Annotated in this window: 19 protein-coding genes; 13 read left to right on the top strand and 6 right to left on the bottom strand. The window is 67.1% G+C overall.

All coding sequences use genetic code 11. The features are described 5' to 3' along the window. Both leuD and leuC read right to left on the bottom strand, forming a co-directional pair. Positions 1-550: 3-isopropylmalate dehydratase small subunit (gene leuD / locus ABZD10_RS04075; RefSeq protein WP_372884828.1), on the bottom strand; the 550-nt coding region annotated here is incomplete at its 3' end. A 78-nt stretch (positions 551-628) separates the two neighbouring features. After that, complete coding sequence (gene leuC / locus ABZD10_RS04070) at positions 629-2,038, bottom strand: 3-isopropylmalate dehydratase large subunit (RefSeq protein WP_372884827.1); 1,410 nt, start codon at positions 2,036-2,038, stop codon at positions 629-631. Positions 2,039-2,362: 324 nt separating this feature from the next. Between leuC and ABZD10_RS04065 the strand changes: the two genes are divergently transcribed. The 3 genes from ABZD10_RS04065 (at position 2,363) to rlmH (ending at position 4,796) form a co-directional block, all read left to right on the top strand. Beyond that, positions 2,363-3,745, top strand: coding sequence for a mechanosensitive ion channel family protein (locus ABZD10_RS04065; protein WP_372884826.1), 1,383 nt, complete (start codon positions 2,363-2,365; stop codon positions 3,743-3,745). Positions 3,746-3,825: 80 nt separating this feature from the next. After that, positions 3,826-4,287: a ribosome silencing factor gene (gene rsfS, locus ABZD10_RS04060; RefSeq protein ID WP_372884825.1), complete on the top strand. Its 462-nt coding sequence runs from the start codon at positions 3,826-3,828 to the stop codon at positions 4,285-4,287. 32 nt (positions 4,288-4,319) lie between these two features. Then, the gene (gene rlmH / locus ABZD10_RS04055; RefSeq protein ID WP_372884824.1) at positions 4,320-4,796 is read left to right on the top strand and encodes a 23S rRNA (pseudouridine(1915)-N(3))-methyltransferase RlmH; all 477 of its coding nucleotides are present in this window, start codon (positions 4,320-4,322) and stop codon (positions 4,794-4,796) included. 72 nt (positions 4,797-4,868) lie between these two features. Here the strand turns inward: rlmH and ABZD10_RS04050 are convergent, their stop codons facing one another. Then, a complete protein-coding gene (locus ABZD10_RS04050; protein WP_372884823.1) occupies positions 4,869-5,579 on the bottom strand; it encodes a DUF599 domain-containing protein in 711 nt (236 codons plus the stop codon). Positions 5,580-5,668: 89 nt separating this feature from the next. Here ABZD10_RS04050 and ABZD10_RS04045 point away from each other — a divergent pair, with 89 nt between their 5' ends. From ABZD10_RS04045 to ABZD10_RS04020, 6 genes are all read left to right on the top strand, one after another. Beyond that, positions 5,669-7,108 (top strand): FAD-linked oxidase C-terminal domain-containing protein, encoded by a 1,440-nt coding sequence (locus tag ABZD10_RS04045; RefSeq protein WP_372884822.1) that lies wholly within the window; start codon positions 5,669-5,671, stop codon positions 7,106-7,108. 88 nt (positions 7,109-7,196) lie between these two features. After that, positions 7,197-8,333, top strand: coding sequence for an FAD-binding protein (locus ABZD10_RS04040; RefSeq protein ID WP_372884829.1), 1,137 nt, complete (start codon positions 7,197-7,199; stop codon positions 8,331-8,333). 92 nt (positions 8,334-8,425) lie between these two features. Next, positions 8,426-9,772: a glycolate oxidase subunit GlcF gene (gene glcF / locus ABZD10_RS04035; RefSeq protein WP_372884821.1), complete on the top strand. Its 1,347-nt coding sequence runs from the start codon at positions 8,426-8,428 to the stop codon at positions 9,770-9,772. A 100-nt stretch (positions 9,773-9,872) separates the two neighbouring features. Further along, positions 9,873-10,679, top strand: a complete 807-nt coding sequence (locus ABZD10_RS04030; RefSeq protein ID WP_372884820.1) for a serine protease — start codon at positions 9,873-9,875, stop codon at positions 10,677-10,679. 150 nt (positions 10,680-10,829) lie between these two features. Continuing rightward, entirely contained in the window at positions 10,830-11,297 is a 468-nt protein-coding gene (locus tag ABZD10_RS04025; RefSeq protein ID WP_372884819.1) for an Hsp20 family protein, read from the top strand. A 199-nt stretch (positions 11,298-11,496) separates the two neighbouring features. Further along, positions 11,497-12,699, top strand: a complete 1,203-nt coding sequence (locus ABZD10_RS04020) for an MFS transporter (RefSeq protein ID WP_372884818.1) — start codon at positions 11,497-11,499, stop codon at positions 12,697-12,699. Positions 12,700-12,762: 63 nt separating this feature from the next. Here the strand turns inward: ABZD10_RS04020 and ABZD10_RS04015 are convergent, their stop codons facing one another. Together ABZD10_RS04015 and ABZD10_RS04010 are read right to left on the bottom strand one after the other, a co-directional pair. Then, the gene (locus tag ABZD10_RS04015; RefSeq protein ID WP_372884817.1) at positions 12,763-14,682 is read right to left on the bottom strand and encodes a von Willebrand factor type A domain-containing protein; all 1,920 of its coding nucleotides are present in this window, start codon (positions 14,680-14,682) and stop codon (positions 12,763-12,765) included. Then, positions 14,679-15,230 carry an RNA polymerase sigma factor gene (locus ABZD10_RS04010; RefSeq protein ID WP_372884816.1) on the bottom strand — a complete coding sequence of 184 codons (552 nt, stop codon included), beginning with the start codon at positions 15,228-15,230 and terminating at the stop codon, positions 14,679-14,681. Before ABZD10_RS04010 ends, ABZD10_RS04015 begins: the two co-directional genes overlap by 4 nt. Positions 15,231-15,412: 182 nt before the next feature. On the opposite strand from ABZD10_RS04010, the gene ABZD10_RS04005 reads away from it, so the two are divergent. The 3 genes from ABZD10_RS04005 (at position 15,413) to ABZD10_RS03995 (ending at position 18,334) form a co-directional block, all read left to right on the top strand. After that, positions 15,413-15,814 (top strand): globin domain-containing protein, encoded by a 402-nt coding sequence (locus ABZD10_RS04005; RefSeq protein ID WP_372884815.1) that lies wholly within the window; start codon positions 15,413-15,415, stop codon positions 15,812-15,814. 148 nt (positions 15,815-15,962) lie between these two features. Continuing rightward, complete coding sequence (locus ABZD10_RS04000) at positions 15,963-16,748, top strand: alpha/beta hydrolase (RefSeq protein WP_372884814.1); 786 nt, start codon at positions 15,963-15,965, stop codon at positions 16,746-16,748. Positions 16,749-16,750: 2 nt separating this feature from the next. After that, a complete protein-coding gene (locus tag ABZD10_RS03995) occupies positions 16,751-18,334 on the top strand; it encodes a GMC family oxidoreductase (RefSeq protein WP_372884813.1) in 1,584 nt (527 codons plus the stop codon). Positions 18,335-18,336: 2 nt separating this feature from the next. On the opposite strand, the gene yghU is transcribed toward ABZD10_RS03995, so the two are convergent. Continuing rightward, the gene (gene yghU / locus ABZD10_RS03990; RefSeq protein ID WP_372884812.1) at positions 18,337-19,221 is read right to left on the bottom strand and encodes a glutathione-dependent disulfide-bond oxidoreductase; all 885 of its coding nucleotides are present in this window, start codon (positions 19,219-19,221) and stop codon (positions 18,337-18,339) included. 238 nt (positions 19,222-19,459) lie between these two features. Between yghU and ABZD10_RS03985 the strand changes: the two genes are divergently transcribed. Continuing rightward, positions 19,460-20,090: DEAD/DEAH box helicase (locus tag ABZD10_RS03985; protein WP_372884811.1), on the top strand; the 631-nt coding region annotated here is incomplete at its 3' end.

Genomic DNA, 20,090 nt, shown 5'->3' with positions numbered 1-20,090 from the left:
CTTTCTCCATCGTCAGGCCGATGTCGTCGAGGCCGTTCAGCAGGCAGTGTTTCTTGAAGGCATCGACCTCGAAGGCTACCACGGCGCCGTCCGACGTGGTGATCTCCTGCGCTTCCAGATCCACGGTCATGCGGGCGTTCTCGCCCTTTTCCGCGTCGGCCATCAGCAGGTCGACCTGCTCCTGCGGCAGGACGATGGGCAGGATGCCGTTCTTGAAGCAGTTGTTGAAGAAGATGTCGGCGAAGGAGGTCGAGACCACGCATTTGATGCCGAAATCGGCGATCGCCCAGGGCGCGTGCTCGCGGCTCGAGCCACAGCCGAAGTTGTCGCCGGCGATCAGGATCTCGGCATTGCGGTACTGCGGCTTGTTGAGCACGAAATCGGCGATCTCGCTGCCGTCGCGGTTGTAACGCATCTCGTCGAACAGGTTCTTGCCGAACCCGGTGCGCTGGATCGACTTCAGGAACACCTTGGGGATGATCATGTCGGTGTCGATATTGACCAGCGGCATGGGCGCCGCGATGCCTTGGAGCTTTTCAAACTTTTCCATCGGTTTTTCCTCTAACGGGCGGCGGGCTGAAGCCCGCCCTACGGATTGTGGTAGGCCGGGCTTCAGCCCGGCACACCGTTAAATCAAATCGCGGACGTCGGTCAGTTTGCCGGTCAGCGCCGCAGCTGCGGCCATTGCCGGGCTCACCAGATGGGTGCGGCCCTTGTAGCCTTGACGGCCCTCGAAGTTGCGGTTCGAGGTCGAGGCGCAGCGCTCGTTCTCGCTCAGCTGGTCGGGGTTCATCGCCAGGCACATCGAGCAGCCCGCGAGGCGCCATTCGAAGCCGGCGGCCTCGAAGATCTCTCCCAGGCCCTCTTCCTCGGCCTGAGCCCGCACCAGGCCCGAGCCGGGAACGATCATCGCCCGCATGCCGTCCTTGATCTTCTTGCCCTTGACCACTTCGGCCACGGCGCGCAGATCCTCGATCCGGCCGTTGGTGCAGGAGCCGATGAACACGGTGTCGATCTCGATGTCGGTCAGCTTCTGACCCGGGGTCAGCCCCATGTATTCGATCGAACGGCGCGCCGCCTCGACCTTGCCGCCGGTGAAATCCTCGGGGTTCGGCACCACGCCGGTGATCGGCAACACGTCCTCGGGGCTGGTGCCCCAGGTCACGACCGGCTGGATGTCTTCGCCCTTCAGCGTCACCACCTTGTCGAAATGCGCGCCTTCGTCGGTGTAAAGCGTCTTCCAGTATTCCAGGGCCTGCTCATAGGCGCCGCCCTTGGGCGCGTGCGGGCGGCCCTTGACATAATCGAAGGTGGTGGCGTCGGGCGCGATCAGACCGGCGCGGGCGCCGCCCTCGATGGCCATGTTGCAGACCGTCATCCGGCCTTCCATGCTGAGATCACGGATCGCCTCGCCGCAATATTCGATGACATAGCCGGTGCCGCCGGCGGTGCCGGTCTCGCCGATCACCGCCAGCGTGATGTCCTTGGCGGTGACGCCGGGGCGCAGCTTGCCGGTGATCTCGACCTTCATGTTCTTGGATTTCTTCTGGATCAGCGTCTGGGTCGCCAGCACGTGTTCCACTTCCGAGGTGCCGATGCCATGGGCCAGCGCACCGAAGGCGCCGTGGGTGGCGGTATGGCTGTCACCGCAGACCACGGTCATGCCGGGCAGGGTCCAGCCCTGCTCGGGGCCGACGATGTGCACGATGCCCTGACGGACATCCGAGACCGGGTAGTAATGGACGCCGAATTCCTTGGCGTTCTTGTCCAGCGCCTCGACCTGGATGCGGCTTTCCTCGGTCATCTGCGCCGGGTCTTCGCGGCCCTCGGTGGTCGGCACGTTATGGTCCGGCACGGCGATGGTCTTTTCGGGGCTGCGCACCTTGCGGCCGGCCAGGCGCAGGCCTTCGAAGGCCTGCGGGCTGGTCACTTCGTGTACCAGGTGGCGGTCGATGTACAGCAGGCAGGTGCCGTCCTCGGCCTCATGCGCGACATGCGCATCCCAGATCTTGTCATAGAGTGTCTTCGGGGCGGTCATATGGTCCTCTCCCGTGGATGGTCAATTGGATGTGATGGGCTGACAGGAATGGTCGCGCCTTATAGGCGGGCCAGCACCGAGCGGGCCTCGCCGTAGAAGCGCTCGCGCAGCCGGGCGCGGTCATCCATGTCGAAAATCCGTGTCATGGGGCCCAGATATACCGCCTGACCGAGTCTCGCAAGGGAAACCGCCGCCGGCACCGGGCGCGCCGCCGATGTGGAGCCGGCGCCACAGAACCGCGCCGGCGCGCCGGCCAGCGGCCGCGTTCGCTTGTCGCAGCGGGGGCAGACGTGCCACCATCGGGTGCAAGCAGGAAAGGAAGGCATGGCCGAAGAAGAGACCGCCCCGCAAGCCACCGCGACCCCCACCACCACGCTCGAGGCGGCCGAGACGCCCTCTTCGGGGGCGGGCGATCTCGAAACCCATGAAATCGCGCTCGGCATCTGGGAGCAGGTCGAAGGCTTCGCGCTGGGCATGCTGCGGCCGTGGAACGCCTATCAGATCGCCATCGCCCTGGGGCTGGTGGCGTTGTCCTTGGCGCTGGCGCGGCTGCTGCAACCCCGCCTGCATGACTGGATGCGCAGCCGCGAAGGCTGGCCGAAATGGCGCTATCGCTATCTGGTGATGGCGCATCGGCGGCTGGGGCTGATCCTGTTCGTGGTGCTGATCTGGCTCACGGTCTGGGTGATGCGCGAGCTGACCTGGCCCAGCCGGTCATATCTGCTGGCGATCCTGGCCAACCTGTCGACCGCCTGGCTGGTGGTGGTGCTGGTGCTGCGGCTGATCCAGAACGCCTTTCTGCGGGCGATCCTGCGCTATGGCGCCTGGATCTGGGTGACCCTGTCGATCCTCGGCCTTTCGGAAGCGGCGATGCAGCTTCTGGACAGTGCCGCGATCGAGATCGGCGAGACCCGGATCTCGATCTGGGTGGCGGCAAAGGCGGTGCTGATGCTGGGGCTGACCATCGCCGTGGTGCGGTTTTTGTCGCTCAAGACCTCGGCGACGATCAAGGGCAACGACTCGGTGTCGCCGACGATGCAGGTGCTGCTGGTCAAGATGTTGCAGGTGCTGCTCTACGGGCTCGCCTTCACCATCGGGCTCAGCGCCGTCGGCTTCGACCTGCGCGGCCTGGCGGTGTTCTCGGGCTTTATCGGCGTCGGCCTCGGCTTTGGTCTTCAGAAGGTGGTGTCGAACCTGGTCTCGGGGATCATCATCCTGTTGGACAAGTCGATCAAGCCCGGCGACGTCATCAGCCTTGGCGAGACCTTCGGCTGGATCAACAGTCTCGGGGCGCGCTATGTCAGCGTGGTGACGCGGGACGGGCGCGAATACCTGATCCCCAATGAAGACCTGATCACCGGCCAGGTGGTGAACTGGTCGCATACCAACTCTTTCGTGCGGCTCGATATTTTCTTCGGCACCGCCTATGACGACGACCCGCATCTGGTGCGCAAGGTGGCGATCGAGGCCGCCAAGGGGGTCGAGCGGGTGCTGACCTTCCCCAATACGCCGGTCTGCCACATCGTCGGCTTCGGTGACAGTTCGGTGGATTACATCCTGCGGTTCTGGATCGAGGATCCGACCGGCGGGCTGACCAATATCCGTGGCAATGTCTATCTGGCGCTGTGGGATGCCTTCAAGGAACACGGTATTTCGCTGCCCTTCCCGCAGCGCGAAGTGCGCATGCTGGCGCCGGAAGGCGACTAGCGGCAGCGGTGCCGGGATGTCGCAAAAAGTCACAACTTTCAGGAATCTGTCGCGCCCGTCATTGAGAAATCGCGGGTCCGATGCTACCTTTGAACCGTGCCCGGCGCCGGGGCTTTGCGGCGCGCAGAAAGGAGGGCAGAGTTCTGTCTCTGAATACCGATGTGGCTCAGGCCACTTCCGATCCCGCAGCAGGCGGGGCCCGGACCGACGCGACAAGCGAAGAGCTGCTTGCGCGCATTCTTACCTCGCTCGAAGACGACAAGGCCGAAGAGGTCGTGCAGATCGACCTGCGCGGCAAGTCGGCGATGGCGGATTACATGGTGATCTGCTCGGGGCGCTCGACCCGCCAGGTGGTGGCGATCGCGGAAAAGCTGGTGGACCGGCTGAAAACCGAGTTCGCCCGCCAGTCCAAGACCGAGGGCAAGGAAAGCGGTGACTGGGTGCTGATTGATACCGGAGACGTGATCGTTCACGTGTTCCGCCCCGAGGTTCGGGAGTTCTACCAGCTGGAGAAAATGTGGTTGCCGACCGGCGCCGCCTGAGCAGGAAAACGGGCTGAGGCCCGGCGAAGCGAATGCCGTTACGTGTGCATATCTGCGCCGTCGGCCGGTTACGGACCGGCCCCGAGCGCGCCCTTCTCGACGATTACCTGACACGATTCGACCGCAGCGGCCGGGCCCTGGGCCTGGGGCCGGCGCAGGTGCATGAGGTCGAGGACAGGAAGGGCGGCGGCATGGCGGCCGAAGCCGGGCTGCTGGCCGGGGTGATCCCCAAGGGGGCGGTGATCTGCGCCCTTGATGAGCGTGGCAAGCTGATGTCCTCGCCCGATTTCGCCGGGCGTCTGGCCGGCTGGCGCGACGAGGGGCGTGGTGATCTGGCCTTTGTCATCGGCGGCGCCGACGGTATCGCCCCCGAGCTGCGCGCCCAGGCCGACATGAAACTGTCCTTTGGTCAGATGGTTTGGCCACATATGCTGGCCCGGGTGATGCTGGCCGAGCAGCTCTACCGCGCCGCGTCGATCCTCGCCGGCGCGCCCTATCACCGGGTCTGACGGGGGCTCTGCCCCCCGCCGTCTTTCCGGGGAAAGCCGGCGTCCCCCGGGATACTTCCGGCAAGAGAAAGATCAGTGTTCGAAACCATCCGTCGGCGCCAGCAGGACGGCGCGCGAATGCGAGGCGAACTCGCGCCGCCACAGCACGAAGAGGGTCAGCAGGGTGGCCATGATCAGCGCCGGGGCCCCGAACAGCCAGGCCGCGGCCGCCAGCCCGAAATAGACCGAGCGCATGGCGCGGTTGAAACTGCGGGCAGCGGTGATGTTGATTTCCGAGGCCTTCTGGGCGCGCGGCATGGCGTTCGGGTCCTCGGGGTCGTTGGGCACCGCCGACATCACCACCGAGCAATAGCCGAACAGCCTGTGGGCCCAGACGAATTTCAGGAAGGCATTGGCCACGAAGAGCAGCATCAGCACCAGTTTCACCTCGAGTACGAAGGCCGGGCTGCGCAGCATGGCAAACTCGTTGGTGATCCCGGCGATCTGTTCGGGATTGCCGATCAGGGCCAGGCCGCCGCCGATGGCGATCATCGTCGCCGAGGCGAAGAAGGCCGCCCCCTGACGCAGATTGCCGAGGATCTGGGCGTCGAAGACCCGCGGGTTGCGGTCGACCAGGTGCACCATCCATTCGCGCCGGTAGCGCACCATCAGTTGCGAGAGCGACGGGTAGCGCGCAGGCGGGTGTTCGATCAGCTGGCTGATGCCGAGCCAGCACAGCAGCAAGAGGCCGATCGCGGCCAGATCGAGGGTCGAGAACAGCGCGAGGCGGTCGGTCCAGGTCATGGCCGCAGTCTAACGTGGCGCGACGGGGCTTGCCAGATGGATAAATTGGTTATATTTCCTTACCAGTGTTGGTGGGGAGGTGACGCATCATGGACATGCCTCGGCCCAATCCCAAGGTGATTGCGGCGAAACCGGAGCTGCTCCGGCGCCTTCGGGCGGTCTTGCCGCGCGATGCGGTGATCTCGGAGGCGGCCGAGACCCGCGCCTATGAGTGCGACGCGCTGGCCGCCTATCGCTGCCCGCCGTTGGCGGTGGTGCTGCCGGCATCGACGGCAGAGGTTTCGGCCGTTCTGCGGATCTGCCACGACATGGGGGTGCCGGTGGTGCCGCGCGGCGCCGGCACCTCGCTTGCCGGCGGTGCGATGCCGACGGCGGATGCGGTGGTGCTTGGGGTGGCGCGGATGACCGGGGTGCTCGAGACCGACTATGCGAACCGCTTTGTCCGGGTCCAGTCGGGGCGCACCAACCTCTCGGTCTCGGGGGCGGTCGAGGAGGCGGGGTTCTTCTATGCGCCGGACCCCTCGTCGCAGCTGGCCTGTGCGATTGCCGGCAATATCGCGATGAATTCGGGCGGCGCACACTGCCTGAAATACGGGGTGACGACCAACAATCTGCTTGGGGTGACAATGGTGCTGATGGATGGCGAGGTGGTCGAGATCGGCGGCCCCTGTCACGATGCCGCGGGGCTTGATCTCTTGGGGCTGATCTGCGGATCGGAGGGCCAGCTGGGGGTGGTGACCGAAGCCACCCTGCGCATCCTGCCCCGGCCCGAGGGGGCGCGGCCGGTGCTGATGGGCTTTGCCGACAGCGCGGTCGCCGGGCAATGTGTCAGTGACATCATCCGCGCCGGCATCCTGCCGGTGGCGATCGAATTCATGGACCGGCCCTGCATCCGCGCCACCGAGGCCTTTGCCGGGGCCGGTTATCCCGACTGCGAGGCGCTGCTGATCGTCGAGGTCGAGGGCAGCGAGGCAGAGATCGACGCCCAGCTGGCGCGGATCGTCGAGATCGCCCGCACCCATGATCCGGTGGCGCTGCGCGAAAGCGGCTCGGAGGAGGAGAGCGCGCGGATCTGGCTGGGGCGCAAATCGGCCTTCGGCGCCATGGGGCAGATCAACGACTACATGTGTCTTGATGGCACCATCCCGGTGTCGCAGCTGCCCCTGGTGCTGCGCCGCATCGGCGAGATGAGCCGCGCTTACGGTCTGGACGTGGGCAATGTCTTTCATGCCGGCGACGGCAACATGCACCCCTTGATCCTGTTCGATGCCAACAAGCCGGGAGATCTGGAGAAATGCGAGGCCTTCGGGGCGGATATCCTGCGGCTCTGCGTCGAGGTCGGGGGCTGCCTGACCGGGGAGCACGGGGTCGGCATCGAGAAACGCGACCTGATGGGCGCCCAGTATGGCGCGGCGGACCTCGAGATGCAGATGGCGGTGAAGGATGTCTTCGATCCGAAATGGCTATTGAACCCGGCCAAGGTGTTCCCCCTTGCCGCCAGCGCCGGGCGGCGGGAGACGGCGCATTAGGGGCGCCGCCCCTCGCGCCGGAAACACGGGGGTTTCCGGTGCTCACCCCGGAGTATTTTGCCAAGAGATGAAGCCAGAAAGGATGCCCATGAGACCCGAGAGCGAGGCCGAGCTGGCCGAGATGATCGCCGGCGCGCAGGGGCCGCTGCGCATCATCGGCGGCGGGACCCGCGATATCGGGCGGCCGGTGGCGGGCACGCCCCTGTCGGCAGCGGCGCTGTCGGGGGTGACGCTTTACGAGCCGGGGGCGCTGACGCTGGTGGCCGGGGCAGGCACGCCGCTGGCCGAGATCGACCGCACCCTGGCGGCGCAGGGCCAGCGGCTGGCCTTCGAGCCGATGGATCACCGGGGGCTTTTGGGCAGCAGCGGTGCGCCGACCATCGGCGGGGTGGTGGCCGGCAATGTCTCGGGGCCGCGGCGTCTCCAGGCCGGGGCCTGCCGCGATTCGCTTCTCGGCGTGCGTTTCGTCGACGGGGCGGGGCGGGTGGTGAAGAACGGCGGCCGGGTGATGAAGAATGTCACCGGCTATGACCTGGTGAAGCTGATGGCGGGCTCTAGGGGCACGCTGGGGGTGCTGAGCGAGGTGGCGCTGAAAGTGCAGGCGATACCCGAGACGGCGGCCTGCGTTCTGCTTTACGGGCTGGAGGATGCGGCGGCGGTGGCGGCGATGAGCGCGGCGCTGGGCTCGCCCTATGACATCTCGGGCGCCGCCCATGCGCCGGTCGGGGTCGACGGGCATCCGGTGACCATGATCCGCATCGAGGGGCTCGAGGCCTCGGTGCTCTACCGCGTCGGCAGGCTGAAGGCGTTGCTGGCGGCAAGCGGCGCCGAAATCCATGTCGAGCATGCGCCGGAGAAGCTGGCGGCGGGCTGGCAATGGGTGCGCGACGTCGAGATGATGCAGGGGCGCGGCGCCGATGTCTGGCGGTTTTCGGTCAAGCCCACGGATGCGCCGGAGCTGGTGGCCGGCCTGAGCGCCGGCCGAGGCGATCTGCGGGTGCTTTATGACTGGGGTGGCGGGCTGGTCTGGGTCGCCTCCGCGCCGGGCGACGATCTGCGCCCTGCCGGCCTTGCCGGCCATGCGACGCTGGTGCGCGCGTCGGAAGCGACGCGCCGGGCGATCCCGGTGTTCCACCCCGAGCCGGCGCCGGTGGCGGCGCTGTCCAGGGGGCTGCGCCGGCGCTTTGACCCGCGCGGGATTCTCAACCCGGGGCTGATGGCGTGACCTCGGCCGGCACGGACACATCTGCCCCGGACCTGCGCCGGGGCCACGACAGGCAGGAGGCCCCGGATCGGCTGCGGGGCGCGAGGTGACATATGCAGACCCATTTCACCGAAGAGCAGTTGCAAGACCCGGGCACGGCCCGCGCCAACGAGATCCTGCGGGCCTGCGTGCACTGCGGTTTCTGCACCGCCACCTGCCCGACCTACCAGGTGCTGGGCGACGAGCTGGACAGCCCGCGCGGGCGGATCTACCTGATCAAGGACATGCTCGAGAACCGGCGCGCGCCCGACCGCAAGACGGTGCTGCACATCGATCGCTGCCTGTCCTGCCTGGCCTGCATGACCACCTGCCCCTCGGGGGTGCACTACATGCATCTGGTGGACCACGCGCGTGCCTATATCGAACAGAACTACAGGCGGCCCCTCGGGGACCGGCTGCTGCGCTCGTTGCTGGCGCTGATCCTGCCCCACCCGCGCCGGTTCCGGCTGGCGCTGCGGGCGGCAAGGATCGCCCGACCGCTTGCCCGGCTGATCCCCGATGCGCGGCTGCGGGCGATGCTCGAGATGGCGCCGAAGCGGATCCCGCCGGTCAGCCGCAACGATGATCCGCAGCGCTTTGCCGCCGCAGCGCCGCGCCTGAAACGGGTGGCGCTGATGACCGGATGCGCGCAACGGGCGCTCAATACCGATATCAACGACGCCACGATCCGCCTGCTGACGCGGCTGGGCTGCGAAGTGGTGGTTGCCGAGGGCGCGGGCTGTTGCGGCGCCTTGACCCATCACATGGGCAGGACGCGGGACAGCCACGCCACGGCGGCGCGCAACATCCGCGCCTGGCAGCGCGAGATCGACGGCGAAGGGCTCGACGCCATCGTCATCAACACCTCGGGCTGCGGCACCACGGTCAAGGATTACGGCCACATGTTCCGCAATGAGCCGCTGGCCGAGGCGGCGCGGCGGGTCAGCGGCATGGCCATGGATGTCTCGGAGCTGCTGGCGCTGCTCGAGCTGCCGCAGGGGGCGCCGCGCGGGGAGGTCGTGGCCTATCATGCGGCCTGTTCGCTGCAACATGGGCAGAAGATCACCTCGGCCCCCAAGGCGCTGTTGAAACGCGCCGGCTTCAGCGTGGTGGAGCCGGCCGACAGCCATCTCTGCTGCGGTTCGGCGGGCACCTACAACCTGTTGCAGCCCGAGATCTCGGGGCAGCTCAGGGCGCGCAAGGTGGCCACGCTCGAGGCCCGGTCGCCGGACATCATCGCCGCCGGCAATATCGGCTGCATGGTGCAGATCGGCAGCGGCACCGGGATCCCGGTCGTGCATACGGTCGAACTGCTGGACTGGGCCACCGGCGGGCCGCGGCCGAGGGCGCTGGACGGGGCGCTGGACGGAGCGCAGGAGCGGGCGGGCACCGGGGTATCCGAGGTGCCGATCCTGAAATAGCGGCGCATCGCCCGGAGCTTCCACACCGGCTGCATGATCCTGCCCCAATCTTGCCTTGTGGCGCTGCTAGACCAAGGCCGTGCCATTCAGGGGGGATCTCATGATCCGCAAGCTGCTGACCTTTTCCTTCGGGTTGTTCATCGTCTTTCTCGCGCTCACCGCCAAGGCCGGAAATGCCGTACTGCACCGTATGGACACCGGCGACCAGGTTCAGGGCTGGGAGGGCGTGGGCCGGCTGGAACTTGGCGGGCGCGGCTTCTGCACCGGGGCGCTGATCGCGCCCGACCTGGTGCTTACGGCGGCGCATTGCCTGTACGACCGGCGCAGCGGCACCCGCATCGCCGCCGATCAGATCGAGTTTCGCGCCGGCTGGCGCAACGGCCGCGCCGAGGCCTATCGCGCCGTGCGTCGCGCCGTCACCCATCCCGACTATGTTTTCGGCGCCGAGAAGGGCGCGGCGCGGGTGACGAACGACCTTGCGCTGCTGCAACTCTACCATCCGATCCGCAACAGCCGCGTGATGCCTTTCGACACCGGCGGCGGGCCGGAGCAGGGCGCGCGGGTGGGGGTCGTCTCCTATGCCGAAGGGCGCGCCGAAGCGCCCTCGCTTCAGGAGATGTGCGCGGTGCTCGGGGTGCAGCAGGGGGTTCAGGTTCTGACCTGCGACGTCAATTTCGGCAGCAGCGGCGCGCCGGTCTTCGTTTTCGAAAACGGCCGGGCGCGGATCGTCTCGGTGGTCTCGGCCAAGGGGCGCTACGACGACCACCCGGTGGCGCTGGCCGTGGCGCTGAACGGGCCGCTGCAAACCCTGATGAGCGCCATGCGAACCCCGCGCGAAGTCCGGCTGAACCGTCTTGATCCGCAGCAGGGGCGCAACGCCACCGGGGCGAAATTCCTCCGGCCCTGACGCGCGGATTTCGCGCCTTTGCAAGGCTTGAAACCGCGAAAACGCTTCCCATTTCTGATGTGTCAGAGCGCCGGAACCGGGCTCTGCTTTCACTCGCCTGTCCATTCCGGAAGGCGAAATATCGTTGTCGCTCATGAAGGAGGATAACCCATGAGAAGTTTTGATTTTGCCCCGCTGTACCGCTCTTCGGTCGGTTTCGACCAACTGGCCAGCATGATGGACCGCGTGCTGTCCTCGGAAGGAGGTCAGCCCAGCTACCCGCCCTACAACATCGAGAAGACCGCCGAAGATGCCTATCGGATCTCGATCGCGGTGGCCGGGTTCTCGGCCGATGATCTCAATATCGAGGTCAAGGAAAACGCGCTTCTGGTGACCGCGCGCGCCAGCGAGGACGGCAAGGACCGGACCTATCTGCATCGCGGCATCGCGACCCGCGCCTTCGAGCGGCGCTTTCATCTCGCCGATCATGTCCGCGTCACCGGCGCCAGCCATGTCGACGGCATGCTGCATATCGAGCTTGAACGCGAGATTCCCGAGGCGCTGAAGCCGCGCCGGATCGAGATCGCCGCCGGCAAGCGGATCGAGAAGGACGTGGTCGACGCCAAGCCGGTGAACTGACCAAGGCAAACAGGACAACGGCGCGCCCTGCGCGGTCTCATGACCCGCGCGCGCCGGATACCCGCCCCCGGTTGCCCGGCAGCCGGGGGTTTGTCGTGGTGACCGCCCTTGCCTTCCCCGGGGCGGTGCCCGAAGGTGCGGCAACCGCCGCCGCGCGTTTCACGCCCCTGCCGGCGCCCCCGAGCCAAGGACAGCCCGCGTGAACTTCGCCGCCCTGAAATCCGCCAATTTCCGCATCTATCTCGGCGGCAGCTTTCTCGGGCTGCTGTCGCTGTGGATGCAGCGCGTGACCAGCGGCTGGCTGGCCTGGGAGATGACCGGATCGACAAGTTTCGTCGGGCTGGTGGCCATGGTGCAGTTCGCCCCGTCGATCGTGCTGTCGCCGTTGTTCGGGGTCTGGGCCGACCGGCTGAACCTGAAGCGCGCCGCGCTGGCCGTGCAGGGGGTGAATCTGGCGATCGCGCTGGGGTTCCTGGCGCTGGCGGCCCTGGGCGGCCTCACGCCGCTGCCGCTGGTGCTACTGTCGCTGTTCTCGGGCATTACGGCGGCCGCCAACCATCCGGTGCGCATGTCGCTGACGCCGCGCCTGGTAAGGCGCGAGCGGATCGGCTCGGTGGTCAATCTCGTCGCCATCAACTTCAATGTCGGGCGCATGGTCGGCCCGGCGCTGGGTGGGGCGCTGATCGCCAAGGCCGGCATCGTTCCGGCCCTTGCCGTGCAGGCGGCGCTTTACCTTCCCTACGTGCTGGCGCTGACCCGGCTGACCCTGCGCCCGCGGCGCGACGCGGGCCTTGATCACGCGCCGTTCTTCCGCGCCCTTGCCGGCGGCCTGCGCCATGTCTGGCAGACGCCGCTGATCTGGCGCGCCATGGTCATCGTCGCGGTGCTGTCGCCGGTGGCGCGCGGCACGCTGGAGATTCTGCCGCCGCTGGCCGACGGCGTTTTCGGGCGCGGCGCCGGCGGGCTGGGGACCATGCTGTCGACCGCCGGTATCGGCGCCGTCCTCGGCGGGCTCACCAAGGGGCTGCTGCCGCCGCAGACGCCGGGGCGGATGCCCTGGCTGTCGCTGGTCTTCGTGCTGATCGGGCTGGCGCTGGTGCCGCTCTTGGGCGTGGTCAGGGTCTGGGAGCAGGCGCTGGCCATCGTCGGCGGGCTGGCCTTTGTCACCACCCTGGTGGCGATCTCGATGCAGACCGCGATCCAGCTCGAGCTTGACGATGACATGCGTGGCCGGGTGATGAGCCTCTGGGCGGTGGTCGCGGCCGGGGGCTCGGCGCTGGGCGCCGGCATTCTCGGGCTGCTGGCCGATGCCTTCGGCTATGGTGCCACCCTGCTCGGGGCGGGCAGCGCCGCCGGGGCCGGGCTGGGGCTGTACTTCGCCTTCATCGCCGCCCGGCGCTAGCAGCAAGGCGCGGGTCCGGGGGCCGCAGCCGGTGCGCAGCCCCCCGTATCACAGGGGCGCCGCCTACTGCTGCGCCGCGAGGCTCTCGGCCAGCCGCATCAGCCGCACCGCTTCGGCGCGATAGCCATAGGCATCTTTGCCGCGCGCCCCGTTGGCCAGGGCAATGGCCTCGCCCCAGCTCCAGTCACCAAGGTATTTGCCGTCACCCAGCAACTGGCCGAAGCCGGCGATCGCCGCCGCAAAGCGCATGTCGTCACTGGCCGCGCCCTCGCCCCGGATCGGGGTTTCGATCAGCTGGCTGACATCGGCGCCCGGCGCCTTGTAGCGCAGCTTCAGATAGCCCAGTTCGCCCGAGACCGCAGCCGCTGCATCCTCGGTGGCGGCGCCATAGCGCAGCGGCTCGGTCAGCCGTGCCGCCGACCCCACCGGGGTGATCTCGTAAAGCGCGGTCACCGAATGGCCGGCGCCGATCTCGCCCGCATCCACCCTGTCGTTGTTGAAATCCTCGCGCGCCAGGGCGCGGGTCTCGTAGCCGATCAGCCGGTATTCCGCCACCGTGGCGGGGTTGAACTCGACCTGGATCTTGACGTCGTCGGCAATCGGGAACAGCGCCCCGGTCAGCTGATCGACCAGCACTTTCTGGGCCTCGTTCAGGGTGTCGATATAGGCCGCCTGCCCGTTGCCGTTCTGGGCCAGCGCCTGCATCGTGGCATCGTCGAGGTTGCCGCGCCCGAAGCCCAGCACGCTGAGATAGGTGCCGCTGTCGCGCTTGCCCGCAATATAGTCTTTCAGTGCCTCGGGGTCGGAAAGCCCGACATTGAAATCGCCATCGGTGGCCAGAATGACCCGGCTCACCTCGCCCTCATCCGCCATCGCCTCGGCCACCGCATAGGCCTGCTGCAACCCGGCCTGACCGGCGGTCGATCCGCCGGCATCCAGCGCGTTCAGCGCCGCCAGGATCGTCGCCCGCTCGCTGGCAGGGGTCGGCGCCAGAACCTGCCCGGCCGAGCCGGCATAGGTGACGATCGCCACGCTGTCCTCGGCGCGCAGCTGCCCGAGCATCAGGGCAAAGCTCTGCTTCAGCAGCGGCAGCTTGCCCGGCTGGCTCATGCTGCCCGAGGTGTCGATCAGGAACACCAGATTCAGCGGCGGGCGCTCAGCGGTCTCGGGCATCCGCCCCTGCAACCCGATATGGACGATCCGCGTGCCCGGGTTCCATGGCGTCCCGAACGTCGTCACCTGGGTGGAAAAGGGCAGATCACCGCCGGTCGGCGCCGCGTAGGCATAGGGGAAATAATTGATCATCTCTTCGATGCGCACCGCCTGCGGGTCGGGCAGATAGCCGTTCAGGATCGAGCTGCGCACCACGCCATACGATGCCGTATCGACATCGATCGAGAAGGTCGAGACCGGCTCTTGCGCCGTCACCTTCAGCGGGTTGGGATCGGCCTCGGGGTAGCTTTCGGTATCGGCCTCGGCGACGATGACGAAGGGGGCGGGCGCCGGGCGGGCCTGATCCAGCGCCAGTTCCGCCTGCGGCGCCATCATCGTCGCCACCGGGGCCTCGCCTGTCTGAAGCCGCTCGCCAGCCATCTTGGCCGCCGCTGTGCTGGCAGTGCCAGTGGCAACCGGCGCGTCGTCGACCTCGATCACCACCACCTCTTCGGGGGCGCCGAGCAGGTCGCCGGGGGCGGGCAGGCGCGACAGCTCGGGCAGATAGATCACCAGCCCGACCGCGACCAGCGCGGTGGTGGCGGTCAGCGTCGCCTTGGCGGGGAAAGTTCGCAGCATGTCAATCACTCCTCTGAACAGGCCCCTGCGCGGGGCATCAGAGGAAAGACGCGCCGCGTCCTTCGATCCTTGGAGGGTTTCGAAGTTTTTTTGCGCCAGCGCCAGGTTCCGCGCCCTTTGCGCCGCGTCCGGGGCCGGGGTCGCGGCCGAGATCGCCGCCTTCAGCTGCTCCAGCTCGAGGTCATCGCTCATGCGCCGTCCTCCTTTTCCTTCAATGTCCTGAGGCGCTTCTTGGCCTGCGAGATCCGCCAGCTCACCGTGCCTTCGGAGATGTCCAGCACCTCGCCGGCCTCGGCGTGGGTCATGTCGTCGAGCACCAGCGCCAGCGTGTCGCGCAGGTCGTCGGGCAGGGCGCGCATGGCGCGGGTCAGCCAGTCGATGCGCTCGGCGGTCTCGGCATCGGCTGCCTGGCGCGCCACTTCCCAGTCGCCCCAGCCCTGCGCCGCCCTTGCATGGGCCGCGCCCCGGCGGCGGCGGTCGTGCGCGGCATTGACCACCACGCGATAAAGCCAGGTGGTGAACCGCGCCCGCGCGTCATAGCGCTGCAGCTTGGCCGGCAGCGCGGCGCAGATGTCCTGGGTCAGGTCCTCGGCCTCGGCGCGGCCCCCGGTCAGCCGGTAGGCCAGTCCGAAAACGCGATCGTAATGGCGTGCCAGAAGCGCGGCAAAGGCCCCCCCGTCGCCACCGATCGCCCGCTCTGCCAGCTCTTCGTCCTGGGATGTGTCGCGTAGCATGTCCATGAGACGGCGCTGAAACCCCGATCCTTGGTGCCAAGAGAAAAACTCGCTCCGGTGTGCCACGGTTTCGTGGTTTTCGATACCAAAAACCTCGGGCAAAGAAGGAATCCACCCCCCGTTAACCGGCTGTTCAAATCTCTCGGCAAGGATTGCCGGGCTGGTTTCTGCCAATGGGGGCGCGCGACATGGATGCGGAAAAGATCGAACTGCTGAAGCAAAGCTTTGCCGAGATCTATGCCCACAAGGGCGATCTCGAGGGGCGATTCTACCAGCATCTTTTCGCCGCCGATCCCGAAACCCGCGAGCTGTTCTGCCACGGCAATTTCGTCCGCAAGGAAATGATGCGGGCGATCCTGGCCAACACGGTGCAATTGCTGAACCGCCCCTCGGCCTTCCGCAGGCTGAGCCGCCGCCTCGCGGCGCAGCACCGGCAGGCCGGGGTCTCGGCCCGGCAGTACCGGGCCGGGCCCGAGGCCATGATCCTGGCCTTTCGCGACATCCTCGGCCCGCGGTTCACGCCCGAGGTCGAGGCCGCATGGCGCGAGGCGATGGAGGAACTGGTGTCCTGTTTCGCCGCCGCCGATTGACCCGCCTTGGCAGTGCGCCGGCCGTGCGCCGGCCTTTCGGTGGCCGCAAAACCCCGCGTCCGGTTCTGTTGCCCCCATGCCGCCCGCTTGCGGTCGCGCTTGACCCAAACCGCGTTTGAGTCCAAGTTTTGCGCAAAAAAGGTGTGATATGGAGTTGGACGACGCCTACAGCAACGGCGCCTATATTCCCGGGGCGGACGAGTATCCAGCAAAGTGGCAGGCCATGGCCGAGTCGTTCCGGGCCGGATACCTCGGCGCGCCCGAGCGGAGCTATGGCGAGTCCGAGCGTCAGCGGATGGACGTCTTCGAGCCCAAGAAAACCGCCAAGGGCCTGTTCGTCTTCGTGCATGGCGGTTACTGGAAAGCCTACGACAAATCCTCGTGGTCGCATCTTGCCGGCGGCATGCTGGCGCGGGGCTGGGCGGTGGCTCTGCCCTCATACGACCTTTGCCCCGAGGTGCGGATTTCCGACATCACCCCCCAGATCGCCCGCGCGGTGACCGTGGCCGCCGAACGCATCGGTGGCCCGATCGTGCTGGCCGGGCATTCCGCCGGCGGCCATCTGGCGGCGCGCATGGTCTGTCGCGGTGTGCTGCCGAAATGGGTCGCGGCGCGGCTGGGCCACGTGATGGCGATTTCGCCGCTGGCCGACCTGCGGCCGCTGCTGCGCACCACCCTGAACGACACGCTCGGCCTTGACCCGGCCGAGGCCGAAGCCGAAAGCCCGCTGCTGTGCGAAGACCGTCTCGACGTGCCGGTGACGGTCTGGGTCGGCGAAGACGAACGCCCGGCCTTTCACGATCAGGCGCGGCAGCTGGCCGAGACCTGGCAATGCCGCCACGAAATCGATCCGGGGCGGCACCATTTCGACGTCATCGACCCGCTGAGCGACCCCGACAGCCGCATGGTCCGGGTTCTGGTCGGCGAGGCCTAGTCATGAGCTGGGATTACATCGTCGTCGGGGCCGGCAGTGCCGGCTGCGTGGTTGCCAACCGCCTTGCCCGTGCCGGCCGCAGGGTCTTGCTGCTCGAGGCCGGCGGGCGCGACAACTACCATTGGATCCATATCCCGATGGGATATCTCTACTGTATCGGCAATCCGCGCACCGACTGGATGTACAAGACCGCCAGCGACCCCGGTCTCAACGGGCGCAGCCTGCTCTATCCGCGCGGCAAGGTGCTGGGCGGCTGTTCCTCGATCAACGGCATGCTCTATCTGCGTGGCCAGGCGGCGGATTACGACCGCTGGCGCCAGATGGGCAATCCCGGCTGGGGCTGGGATGACGTGCTGCCACTGTTCAAACAGGCCGAGGATTACATGGACGGCCCCTCGGAAATGCACGGGGTGGGCGGTGAATGGCATGTCGACAACCAGCGCCTGCGCTGGGACGTGCTCGACGACTGGATGGCGGCGGCGCAGGCGGCCGGGATCAGGCGTTGTGACGACTTCAACACCGGCAACAACGAGGGCGTCGGCTATTTCAAGGTCAACCAGTCGCGCGGCTGGCGGCTGAACACTGCCCGCGCCTTTCTGCGCCCGGTCCGGGACAGCCGGCTGAAGATCGAAACCCACGCCATGACCGAAAGGCTGCTGATCGAAGAGGGCCGCGTGGTCGGCGTTGCCTACCGCCAGCACGGAGAGCTGAAACAGGCCCGCGCCAGCGCCGAGGTGGTGCTGTCGGCGGGGGCGGTGAACTCGCCGCAGATCCTGCAATTGTCCGGTATCGGCCCCGGCGCGCTGCTACAGGCGCACGGGGTGCCCGTGCAGCATGAAATGCCGCAGATCGGCGAGAACCTGCAGGACCATCTGCAACTGCGCTGCGCCTGGCGGCTTGATGGGGCGAAAACCCTGAACACCATGGCCAACTCGCTTTTCGGCAAGGCGAAGATCGGGCTGGAATACCTGCTGCGCCGGAGCGGGCCGATGTCGATGGCGCCGTCGCAGCTGGGCGCTTTCACCAAGTCGCGGCCCGACATCGAGACGCCGGACCTCGAATACCACGTGCAGCCGCTCAGCCTCGAGGCCTTCGGCCAGCCGTTGCACGACTTCCCGGGCCTGACCGCCAGTGTCTGCAACCTGCGCCCCGAAAGCCGGGGCCATGTGCGCATCACCTCGCCCGATCCCGATGTGGCGCCCGAGATCCGGCCCAATTACCTGTCGACCGAGGGCGACCGGGCCGTCGCGGTGGCGGCGCTGCGCCAGTCACGCCAGATCATGGCGCAGTCGCCAATGGCCAAATACGCCCCGCAAGAGATGAAACCGGGACTGACTGCGCAGGATGACGCCGAGCTGGCCCGCGCCGCCAGTGACATCGGCACCACGATCTTTCACCCGGTCAGCACGGTGCGGATGGGTGCCGACCCCGAGGCGCCTCTGGACGCCCGGCTGCGGCTCAGGGGCATTGGCGGTCTGCGCGTCGCCGATGCCTCGATCATGCCGACCATCACCAGCGGAAACACGAACTCGCCGACCATCATGATCGGCGAGAAGGCGGCGCAGATGATTCTGGAAGACGCCTGAGGTCAGGCACCTTCTTCCGTGGTCTCGGGCTCCAGCTTGTCCTGGGTGCGGGTGTCGAAATCGCCGGCGTCGTGGCGTTCGCGCAATTGCTTGTCCAGATCGCCCCAGGCCCGGTTGACCATGACGCCGCGTTTCACCGCCGGGCGCTCGTTGATCTCCTTGGCCCAGCGTTGCACATGCGCATAGCTTTCCACGTCGAGGAATTCGCCGGCCTCGTAAAGCCGCCCCAGCGCCAGCGCGCCGTACCAGCTCCAGATCGCGATATCGGCGATGGTATAGTCGTCGCCGACCATATAGCGGCTGTCGGCCAGATGCCGGTTCAGCACGTCGAGCTGGCGTTTGACCTCCATCGCGAAACGGTCGATCGGATATTGCCATTTTTCCGGCGCATAGGCGTAGAAATGACCGAAACCGCCGCCGAGATAGGGCGCGCTGCCCATCTGCCAGAACAGCCAGCTCAGCATTTCCGGCCGCTTGGCCGGGTCGCTGGGCAGGAAGGCATCGAAGGTCTCGGCCAGGTGCAGCAGGATGGCGCCGCTTTCGAAAATCCGCACCGGCGTTGCGCCGCGCCGGTCCATCAGGGCCGGGATTTTCGAGTTGGGGTTGACCGCAACAAAGCCCGAGCCGAACTGGTCGCCTTCGCTGATGTCGATCAGCCAGGCGTCATATTCGGCGCCCGCGTGGCCGGCGGCCAAGAGCTCCTCCAGCATCACCGTGACCTTGACCCCGTTGGGGGTGGCCAGCGAGTAAAGCTGCCAGGGGTGGTCCCCGACCGGCAGGTCCTTGTCATGGGTCGGGCCGGCGATGGGGCGGTTGATGCTGGCGAACCTGCCGCCGCTCTCGCTGTCCCATTTCCAGACTTTCGGGGGGGTATAGGTCTCGGTCATGATCTGTCGCGCCCTGTGTCAGTGGTTGGTTCGGCCTAACTTAGGCATTCCGGCGCGAATGTTAACCACCCCCACCGAAGATGCATGCCGGCCCTGCGCAAAGCGGCGCTATACATTCGCCCCAAAACCGTCTATGGGCAGCGTTTGTTGCTCTTTGAGGACAATCGGACGGCCATTTTCACAGGGGGCCGTGGATGGTGTTCGCCGGGCAGATCCTCACAGAAGAAGAGACGATATCGTGAAACAAGCTCTGCGTGACGCGCTCGATGCGCGCGGCTACGACACCCTGACACCGGTTCAGGAGGCCGTATTGGCCCCGGACCTTCAGGGCGCCGACCTTCTGGTCTCGGCCCAGACCGGATCGGGCAAGACCGTCGGCTTTGGCCTTGCCATCGCGCCGACCCTGCTGGGCGAGGCCGAGGCCTTCGACCCCGCCGCCGCCCCGCTGGCGCTGGTCATCGCGCCGACCCGCGAACTGGCGATGCAGGTGAAACGCGAGCTTGGCTGGCTTTATGCCAGCGCAGGCGCACAGCTGGCGTCCTGCGTCGGTGGCATGGACATGCGCGACGAACGCCGCGCCCTGGCGCGCGGGGCCCATATCGTGGTCGCCACGCCGGGCCGGTTGCGCGACCATATCATGCGCGGCTCGATCGACCTTGGTGCCCTGCGCGCGGTGGTGCTGGACGAGGCCGACGAGATGCTCGATCTGGGTTTCCGCGAAGATCTCGAGTTCATTCTTGGCGAATCTCCCGAAGACCGTCAGACCCTGTTGTTCTCGGCCACGGTGCCCAAGTCGATCACCCATCTGGCCAAGAATTATCAGCGCGACGCGGTGCGCGTGGTGACCAAATCGGAAGAGGGCCAGCACG

The organism is Shimia sp. (assembly GCF_041624275.1).
Lineage (GTDB): Bacteria > Pseudomonadota > Alphaproteobacteria > Rhodobacterales > Rhodobacteraceae > Shimia.
This window is presented reverse-complemented; position numbering and strand designations above follow the sequence as displayed.